Source organism: Parasphingopyxis sp., assembly GCF_052168275.1.
In the GTDB taxonomy this organism is placed as follows: Bacteria; Pseudomonadota; Alphaproteobacteria; order Sphingomonadales; family Sphingomonadaceae; genus Parasphingopyxis.
Genome location: NZ_JBQLZM010000144.1, coordinates 1 through 8,994 on the forward strand (window position 1 = coordinate 1; position 8,994 = coordinate 8,994).

The window sequence follows — 8,994 nt, forward strand, 5'->3', positions numbered from 1 at the left end:
CCGTGGCGCAGTTCATGTCGGGCGGCGTGACCGATACGGCCTCGACCAGCAACGAACTTCTGCTGACGATCACCAACGCGCTGGGCCGCGGCGGATCGCTCTATCTGCTGCTCTATGCCGGCATGATCATCTTCTTCTGCTTCTTCTACACCGCGGTGGTCTTCAATCCCGAAGAGACGGCGGACAATCTGAAGCGCTATGGCGGCTTCGTGCCCGGCATCCGTCCGGGCGAGCGGACGGCCGAATATCTCGATTACGTGCTGACGCGCATCACCGTGGTCGGCGCGGCCTATCTGACGCTGATCTGTCTGATACCGGAGTTCCTGTCCACTCAAGCGGGCATCCAGGCCTTCGTGCTCGGGGGGACGAGTCTGCTCATCGTCGTCAATGTGACGATCGACACCGTCAGCCAGATACAAAGCCACTTGCTTGCGCACCAATATGGTGATCTGATCAAGAAGGCCAAATTGAAAGGCGGGGGACAGCGTCGGTGAACATCATTCTGTTGGGCCCGCCTGGTGCGGGTAAAGGCACCCAGGCGTCCAAGCTCGAAGACGAGCGCGGCATGGTCCAACTGTCCACCGGCGATATGCTCCGTGCCGCGGTGGCCACGAAAACCCCGGTCGGTCTCCAGGCCAAGGAAGTTATGGAACGCGGCGATCTCGTGTCCGACGAGATCGTGACCGGCATTCTTTCGGACCGCCTCGACGAGGACGACGTCAAGGGCGGTTTCATCCTGGACGGCTATCCGCGCACCGAAGCCCAGGCCCATTCGCTCGACGCGCTGCTCGCCGAAAAGGGCATGCCGCTCGATCATGTCATCGAACTGGTCGTCGACGAGGACGCGCTGGTCGAACGCATCACCGGCCGGTTCACCTGCGCCAATTGCGGCGAGGGCTATCACGACACGTTCAAGCAGCCCAGGGTCGAGGGCGTCTGCGATGCCTGCGGATCGACGAGCTTCAAGCGCCGTCCGGACGACAATGCCGAGACCGTGCGCACGCGGATGCAGGAATACCGCACCAAGACCGCGCCGATCATCCCGCATTACGAGCCGAAGGGCCTTGTCCGCCGGGTCGACGGCATGGCCGATATCGAAGGCGTGAGCGACGCGATCGCCGCGATTCTCGACCAAGGCTAGATCCCGGTCGACGGGCTGCGGCGGGCGTCCCCTCGCGCCGTTCGCGCCGCCCGGAATTTTTGCTATGCTCACCCGGCTTTTTGAGGGAGGGGCACCGATGGTCCGTCACATTCTGATCGGTACGGCACTGGCCGCGGCCAGTCCGGCGACCGCCGAAGTGGCTTTGTCGGATACCGGGTTCACGACAACCAACAGCGCCGAAGTGGCGGCCGCTCCGGCGGATGTCTGGGCGGCGCTGATCGAACCGGCGCGCTACTGGAACGCCGATCACAGCTGGTCGCTCGATGCGGCCAACATGTCGCTCGAACCGCAGGCCGGAGGCTGTTTTTGCGAAGCGTTGCCGGACGGCGGCTCGGCGGAGCATATGCGCGTCATCATGGTCCAGCCCGATCAGACGCTCCGTCTGTCGGGCGCGCTCGGGCCGCTCCAGGCGGAAGGCTTGGCCGGCACCCTGACCTGGCAGCTCGAACCGGTCGACGGCGGCACCCGCATCACCCAGACCTATGCGCTCGGCGGCCATATGCAGTTCGATCGCGAAACCTTCGCGCCGGTCGTCGATGGCGTCGTCCGCGAACAGCTCGACCGGCTCGTCGCCCTGTTCCCGGGCAACCAAGACTAACTGTTTCGCGAACGCCAATCTGATAGAAGCGTTAGCGCCATGGTCTCGACTCGAAAGAAGGCCGGGCGCCGGGCGCTTTGGCTAGTCAGGGGAGAAGACAATGGCGGTTAGCGATCACGTGGATCTCGAAGGCTTCATGGCGGGCGTCGAGAAGCGCAATCCGGGGCAGACCGAATTCATCCAGGCCGTGCGCGAAGTGGCGCAGGACATTTTCGATTTCATCGAGGACAAGGAAGAATATCACGAGGCGCAGATCCTGCGCCGGATCGCGGAGCCCGACCGGGTCGTCTCCTTCCGCGTCTGCTGGGAGGACGACAATCACTGCATCCGCGTCCAGCGCGGCTGGCGGGTCCAGAACAACAATGCGATCGGCCCGTACAAGGGCGGCATCCGTTTTCACCCGACGGTCACCGAGAGCGTCCTCAAATTTCTCGCCTTCGAACAGACGTTCAAGAATTCGCTGACCGGGCTTCCGATGGGCGGCGGCAAGGGCGGCTCCAACTTCAATCCCAAGGGCAAGTCGGATGCGGAGGTCATGCGCTTCTGCCAGTCCTTCATGACCGAGCTCTACCGCCATATCGGCCCGGACACCGATGTCCCCGCCGGCGATATCGGGGTCGGCGGGCGCGAGATCGGCTATATGTTCGGCCAGTACAAGCGGATCACCAACCGCTGGGAAGGCGTGCTCACCGGCAAGGCGATCGAATATGGCGGGTCGCAGATGCGGCCCGAGGCGACCGGCTATGGCGCGGTGATCTTCCTCCACAACATGCTCAAACATGCCGGGGAGGATATCGAGGGCAAGACGGCGGTGATCTCCGGATCCGGCAATGTCGCGACGCATGCCGCCGAAAAATTCACCCAGCTTGGCGGGAAGGTGCTGACCCTGTCCGACAGCGGCGGGTTCGTCCACGATCCCGACGGCATCGATCAGGACAAGATCGACTGGGTCAAGGAGTTGAAGAACGGACGCCGCGGCCGGATCAGCGAATATGCCGACCATTTCACCAATGCGAGTTTCCATGACGGCAAGCGGCCATGGGACGTGCCGTGCGACGTGGCATTGCCCTGCGCCACGCAGAACGAGCTGAACGGGGACGAGGCCAGGGAACTTGTCGACAATGGCTGCATGGCCGTCGCCGAGGGCGCGAACATGCCGACGACGCTGGACGGCGTGGAGGTGTTCCACAAGGCGCATATCATGTACGCGCCGGGCAAGGCGGCCAATGCCGGTGGCGTTGCCGTGTCGGGCCTCGAGATGAGCCAGAATTCCGAGCGCGTCGCGTGGAACACCGAACGGCTCGGCGACCTCCTGCACGACATCATGACCGATATTCACGCCAAATGCGCCGAATATGGCGGCGGCGAGAATGGCGGCTATGTGAATTACGTGAAGGGCGCGAATATCGCGGGCTTCAAGAAGGTTGCCGATGCCATGCTCGCCTTCGGCGTCGTCTGAGCCGGACGGTGCCCGCCGGCTATTCGGGCACGCCGCTGGCGAAGAAGCTCGGTTTCAACGACGGGATGGCCGTCTGGCAATCGGGGCTGCCGGATGACGTCCGCGCGGCGATCGACGCGCAGGCCGATATCGCCTGGACGTCGGGCGCGATGGACGGGCCGGTCGCGGCGCATATCTTCACGACCGAGCGGGCGGACATGGAGCGGCTGTTGGCGGAGGTGCGGGAACGGATGGCGCAGGACGGCTTCGTCTGGATATCCTGGCCCAAAAAGGCGTCGAAAGTCCCGACCGACATTACCGAGGACGTGGTGCGCGCGGTCGCGCTGCCGATGGGCCTCGTCGACATCAAGGTCTGCGCGGTCGACGATATCTGGTCGGGGCTGAAGCTGGTCATCCGCAAGGAACTGCGCCGCTGAGCGCCCCGCGGACCGCCATTGTAACCGCAGCCGCGCTCCCGGCGAACCCCTTGCTGTACCAACACAATCTGCCAGGGAGGCAGCGATGTTCGAAGCGATCAACGACTGGTTTATCAGCCTCGGCGCCGAATATGGCGTCAATCCGTACATATTCGGCAGCATCTATGTCGGCGCGATCCCCTTCTTTCTGGCGACCGTCGCCTGGATGGTCCGCCGCAAGCGCCGCGGCGAGACGATCGCATTCCAGATCATCATCGCCGGCTTCCTCGCCATGTCGGCCTATATCTACCTGATCGTCGCCGGGCGGAATCTCGCCTGGTGGGTCTATGCGATCATCGCCGCGCTGGTGATCTACAGCGTCTATTCGCTGATCCGGAAGGTGCGCGAACCCGCGCCCGAACCCGGCGGCGACTGAAGATATCGAGCAACGCCCGGCGATCAAAGAGATTGCGCGGACCGGCCAAGGCGCAGTAACGCCGTCCGATGGACGCTGAAAAACCGCGCATCCGCGCCCGGCTGAGGGAGCCTGTCGAAATCGGCTGGTGCGAGCTTGTCGATCTGCCGGACCTGGGGTTGTTCGACATGCACGCGAAGATCGATACCGGCGCGCGCACCTCTTCGCTCCATGCGACGCGGATCAGGCCGTTCGAGCGTGACGGCGAACAATGGGTCCGGTTCCACACGCCGCGCTCGACGGGCCACCGGCCGCAGGACTGCGAAGCGCTGCTGCTCGAAACGCGGCAGATTACCAGTTCGAACGGGAGCAAACAGACGCGCTACGTCATTCAGACGGTTGCCGAATTGGGGCCGCTCCGGTGGCGCGCCCAAATAACGCTTGCCAACCGCGCCACGATGGCGTTTCCGGTTTTGATAGGGCGCCGGGCGCTGAAGCGCGGCTTTCTCGTCAACAGCGGCAAGCGATGGATGCTCGGCAAGCCGCCGAAAGGGGGACAGGGATCATGAAAATCGCCATGCTCGCGCGCAACGCGAATCTCTATTCGCACCAGCGGCTTGTCGAGGCGGCGGAGGAACGCGGGCACGAGATCGATATCCTCAATACGACGCGCTGCACCGTGAACATCGCCAGCCACCGCCCGACGATCAGCTATAACGGCGAGACTATCAGCGGCTATGATGCGGTTATTCCGCGTATCGGCGCCTCGATCACCAATTATGGGCTGGCCGTGCTGCGCCAGTTCGAAATGCAGGGCGTGTGGCCGCTCAACGAGAGCATCGCGATCGGCCGCTCGCGCGACAAGCTGCGTTCGATGCAGATTCTGGCGAAATACGGGCTCGGCCTGCCGCTCACCGCCTATGCCAACGATCCCAAACAGGCCGAGGAAATCATCAAGGCGGTCAACGGCCCGCCGGTCGTCATCAAGCTGCTCGAAGGCACGCAGGGGATCGGCGTCGTCCTCGCCGAAACCATGTCGAGCGCGAAATCGGTGATCGAGGCGTTTCGCGGCGCGAACGTCAATATTCTCGTGCAGGAGTTCATCAAGGAGGCGGGTGGTACGGATATCCGCGCGCTGGTGATCGGCGGCAAAGTCGTCGCGGCGATGAAGCGCACCGGCGCGGCGGACGATTTCCGTTCGAACCTCCATCGCGGCGGTAGCGCCGAGGTCATCAAGATTACCCCCGAAGAACGCTCGACCGCCGTGCGCGCGGCCAAGCGGATGGGGCTCAACGTCTGCGGCGTCGATATGCTGCGCTCCAATCACGGCCCGGTGATCATGGAGGTCAACAGCTCGCCGGGGCTCGAAGGCATAGAGAATGCCACCGGCAAGGACGTTGCGGGGATGGTGATCGAATTTATCGAAAAGAACCAGAAAGCGGGCAACACCAAGACGCGGGGGAAGGGGTAAAGCACGTCGTCATTCTGGACGTGATCCGGAATCCAGGGCTAGGCTGCTTCTATCCGCCGCCTCAGAGCCCAGTCGTCATTGCGAGGAGTGAAACGACGAAGCAATCCAGAGCTGCAAGCGATATCTTCTGCCGCTCTGGATTGCTTCGCTACGCTCGCAATGACGGTGTGCTGACCGGATATGATCCGGCCCTGGATTCCGGGGCAGGCCAGGAATGACGATGCCGGCCTACAGCACCTCGTCCTCGTCGAGCATGACGTCGGACAGTATCGTATCGGTGATTTCGTCCACGCGATCGGCGACCGTGTCGAACCGCTTGACCTCGGCGACATGGATCAGCGCATCCCCCTGGTTGACGATGGGGAGCGTGGCATGGCCGATGATGATCCCGTCGATCGGGCTGCGGACGATCTCCTCCTCGTCGCCGGTCGGATCGCCGACCTTGGCCAGCGCCTGTCCTTCGGACACGATCGCCCCGGCATGGGCGGTGAGGATGCAGACGCCGCCGCGCGGCGCGCGCACCCAGGTGCTGCGGCTCGAGCGGGCCGGCATCGGCATCGGCTTTTCGAGCCGTTTCGAATGGATCATCCCCATCGCGCACATCACCCGCATGATGCCGTTCACCCCCGTCCGGATCGAGAAATCGTCGAAGCGGAGGCCTTCGCCGGCTTCGTAGAGCAGCATCTCGACCCCGGCTTCGAGCGCGACCTTGCGCAGCGATTTTTCGCGCAGCGCGGTGGTGATGACGGCCGGCGCGCCGAACGCGAAGGCCAGCTCCTCCGCCTTGGGGCAATCCGGGCTGATCCGGATTTGCGGCAGGTTCATCCGGTGGGTCGCGGCCGAATGCAGGTCGATCCCGAAATCGGCCCGTTCGATGATCTCCGTGCGGAACAGATAGGCGAGCTGCGAGGCGAGCGATCCGGCCGCCGATCCCGGAAAGGAGCGGTTGAGATCGCGGCGGTCCGGCAGGTAGCGGCTGTTGCCGACGAAACCGTAGACATTGACGATGGGGACGCAGAGCAGCGTGCCGGACAGCGTCTTGGGCGAGATTTTCGTCAACAGCCGCCGGACGATCTCCACGCCGGTGATCTCGTTGCCATGGATCGCGGCGCTGACGAACAGCACCGGCCCCGGCCTGGCGCCGTGGACGATCCGGACCGGCAGGCTGACCTCGTTGCCGGACGAGACCTTGCTGATCGGCAAATCGAACGCGCTCCGGCTTCCGGCCCGCACGCTGCCGCCGGCGAAAGGGAAGGGAGGCGGGCGCCTTGCGGGTTGCGCGGGCGGGGGGTGTTCGGTCATGTTCGGTCCTCTGCGGATAACCGTCTAGCGGCCAACGCGAAAACCCGCCAGCATGCTTGACACAACGGGCCGAAATTCCTATTTCACCTCTACTCCGAAGACACCGGTCTACCCGGCGGCGCGATTCGTGCGTCCGTCGGGTTCGTTCGTTTTCGGTTCATGAAGCTTTGAGATGGGCGGCGCGCCATGCCGCCTGTGGAGCAGGAGACACTACACGTGGCACGTATCGCTGGGGTCAATATTCCGACCCATAAGCGCGTCGAAATCGCGCTCACCTATATCCATGGCATTGGCCCGACCACGGCCAGGAAGCTGACGGAACGGCTCGGCATTCCCGCCGAGCGCCGCGTCCAGGACCTGACCGACGCCGAAGTCGTGCAGATCCGCGAGGCGATTGACAATGATCATACCGTCGAGGGCGATCTTCGCCGCGAAACGGCGATGAACGTCAAGCGCCTGATGGACCTCGCCTGCTATCGCGGGCTGCGCCATCGCAAGGGCCTGCCGGTCCGCGGCCAGCGCACGCATACCAATGCGCGCACCCGCAAGGGCAAGGCCAAGCCGATCGCCGGCAAGAAGAAGTAGCGAGTGCTTTGCGCGCCGATCGATCGGCCGCGCGAACCGCTTTTCCAGGATATCTAGGTAGGAATTGAAACCATGGCACGCGAACCGCAACGGGTTAAGCGACGTCAACGCAAGAACATCACGTCGGGCGTCGCCCATGTGAATGCGACGTTCAACAATACGCTGATCACGATCACCGACGCGCAGGGCAATGCCATCAGCTGGTCGTCGGCCGGCATGATGGGCTTCAAGGGCAGCCGCAAATCGACCCCCTATGCCGCCCAGGTGGCCGCCGAAGACGCCGGCAAGAAGGCGCAGGAACACGGCGTCCGCACGCTGGAAGTCGAAGTGAAGGGTCCGGGTTCGGGCCGCGAATCGGCTCTCCGCGCGCTGCAGGCGGTCGGTTTCACGATCACCTCGATCCGCGACGTGACCTCGATCCCGCATAACGGCGTCCGGCCGGCCAAGCGCCGCCGCGTCTGATTGCGCAAAGGGAGGCGGCGGGCTCCGCTTCCCGAACAAGAATTGTTTTACAGGCAGAGGCCAGCCCCGCCTCCGCCGCACCGCCAAGGGGAATACCGTGTCCGTTAACATGAAAAACTGGCAAGAACTCAAGAAGCCCAATGGTCTGGAAAAGAAAGTTGGCGGCGACGCCGCGCGCAAGGCGACCTTCGTCGCCGAACCGCTCGAGCGCGGTTTCGGCCTGACGCTCGGCAACGCGCTGCGCCGTACCCTTCTCTCGTCGCTGCAGGGCGCCGCGATCACGTCGATCAAGATCGAGAATGTGCTGCACGAATTCTCGTCGCTGGCCGGCGTGCGGGAAGACGTCACCGATATCGTCCTCAACATCAAGCAGGTCGCGATCGCGATGGAATCGGAAGGCACGAAGCGCCTTCAGCTCTCCGCCACCGGCCCCGCCGACGTGAAGGCCGGCGACATCACGACCTCGGGCGATATCGAAATCCGCAACCCGGATCAGCTGATCTGCCATCTCGACGAGGGCGCGACGCTGAACATGGAGCTCACCGCCAGCACCGGCAAAGGCTATGTGCCGGCCGCGCAGAATCGCCCGGCCGACGCGCCGATCGGGCTTATCCCGGTCGACAGCCTCTTTTCGCCGGTCCAGCAGGTCGCTTACAAGGTCGAGAATACGCGTGTCGGGCAGGAGCTCGATTACGACAAGCTCACCCTGACCATCGAGACCGACGGCACCGTGGCACCGGAAGACGCTCTGGCTTACGCGGCCCGCATCCTGCAGGACCAGCTCCAGCTCTTCGTCCATTTCGACGAGGAACTGCCGGCCCCGACGCAGACGATCGGCGAACCGGCCGCGTCCGGCATGCTCGGCGGCGCGGCCGCCGAAGGCGACACCAACCAGCTCAACCGCTATCTTCTCAAGAAGGTCGACGAGCTGGAGCTTTCGGTGCGCTCGGCCAACTGTCTCAAGAACGACAACATCATCTATATCGGCGATCTGGTCCAGAAGACCGAGGCCGAGATGCTGCGGACGCCGAATTTCGGCCGCAAGTCCTTGAACGAGATCAAGGAAGTTCTCGCCACGATGGGCCTCCGGCTCGGCATGGACATCCCCGGCTGGCCGCCCGAGAATATCGAGGAAATGGCCAAGA

The 8,994-nt window shown here is 63.8% G+C and carries 12 protein-coding genes; 11 read left to right on the plus strand and 1 reads right to left on the minus strand.

The window, feature by feature from the left end:
- From ACTS1X_RS13320 to rimK, 8 genes are all read left to right on the plus strand, one after another.
- The coding region (locus ACTS1X_RS13320) for a preprotein translocase subunit SecY (protein ID WP_442614893.1) at positions 1–494 on the plus strand (494 nt) is incomplete at its 5' end.
- Positions 491–1,141, plus strand: coding sequence for an adenylate kinase (locus ACTS1X_RS13325; RefSeq protein ID WP_442614894.1), 651 nt, complete (start codon positions 491–493; stop codon positions 1,139–1,141). The genes ACTS1X_RS13320 and ACTS1X_RS13325, both read left to right, overlap by 4 nt.
- A gap of 97 nt (positions 1,142–1,238) precedes the next feature.
- The gene (locus tag ACTS1X_RS13330) at positions 1,239–1,760 is read left to right on the plus strand and encodes an SRPBCC family protein (protein ID WP_442614895.1); all 522 of its coding nucleotides are present in this window, start codon (positions 1,239–1,241) and stop codon (positions 1,758–1,760) included.
- A 100-nt stretch (positions 1,761–1,860) separates the two neighbouring features.
- Entirely contained in the window at positions 1,861–3,219 is a 1,359-nt protein-coding gene (gdhA, locus tag ACTS1X_RS13335) for an NADP-specific glutamate dehydrogenase (protein WP_442614896.1), read from the plus strand.
- Positions 3,220–3,227: 8 nt separating this feature from the next.
- Positions 3,228–3,635: a DUF3052 family protein gene (locus ACTS1X_RS13340; protein ID WP_442614897.1), complete on the plus strand. Its 408-nt coding sequence runs from the start codon at positions 3,228–3,230 to the stop codon at positions 3,633–3,635.
- 85 nt (positions 3,636–3,720) lie between these two features.
- Positions 3,721–4,050, plus strand: a complete 330-nt coding sequence (locus ACTS1X_RS13345; protein WP_442614898.1) for a hypothetical protein — start codon at positions 3,721–3,723, stop codon at positions 4,048–4,050.
- A gap of 68 nt (positions 4,051–4,118) precedes the next feature.
- A complete protein-coding gene (locus ACTS1X_RS13350) occupies positions 4,119–4,598 on the plus strand; it encodes an ATP-dependent zinc protease family protein (protein ID WP_442614899.1) in 480 nt (159 codons plus the stop codon).
- The gene (gene rimK / locus ACTS1X_RS13355; protein ID WP_442614900.1) at positions 4,595–5,500 is read left to right on the plus strand and encodes a 30S ribosomal protein S6--L-glutamate ligase; all 906 of its coding nucleotides are present in this window, start codon (positions 4,595–4,597) and stop codon (positions 5,498–5,500) included. The genes ACTS1X_RS13350 and rimK overlap by 4 nt, the downstream gene beginning before the upstream one ends.
- A 228-nt stretch (positions 5,501–5,728) precedes the next feature.
- Here rimK and ACTS1X_RS13360 read toward each other — a convergent pair whose 3' ends face one another.
- A complete protein-coding gene (locus ACTS1X_RS13360) occupies positions 5,729–6,703 on the minus strand; it encodes a succinylglutamate desuccinylase/aspartoacylase family protein (protein WP_442614901.1) in 975 nt (324 codons plus the stop codon).
- 315 nt (positions 6,704–7,018) lie between these two features.
- Here ACTS1X_RS13360 and rpsM point away from each other — a divergent pair, with 315 nt between their 5' ends.
- The 3 genes from rpsM to ACTS1X_RS13375 all read left to right on the plus strand — a co-directional run.
- Positions 7,019–7,387: a 30S ribosomal protein S13 gene (gene rpsM / locus ACTS1X_RS13365; RefSeq protein ID WP_442614902.1), complete on the plus strand. Its 369-nt coding sequence runs from the start codon at positions 7,019–7,021 to the stop codon at positions 7,385–7,387.
- 72 nt (positions 7,388–7,459) lie between these two features.
- Entirely contained in the window at positions 7,460–7,849 is a 390-nt protein-coding gene (rpsK, locus tag ACTS1X_RS13370) for a 30S ribosomal protein S11 (RefSeq protein WP_176870578.1), read from the plus strand.
- A gap of 97 nt (positions 7,850–7,946) precedes the next feature.
- Positions 7,947–8,994: DNA-directed RNA polymerase subunit alpha (locus ACTS1X_RS13375; protein ID WP_442614903.1), on the plus strand; the 1,048-nt coding region annotated here is incomplete at its 3' end.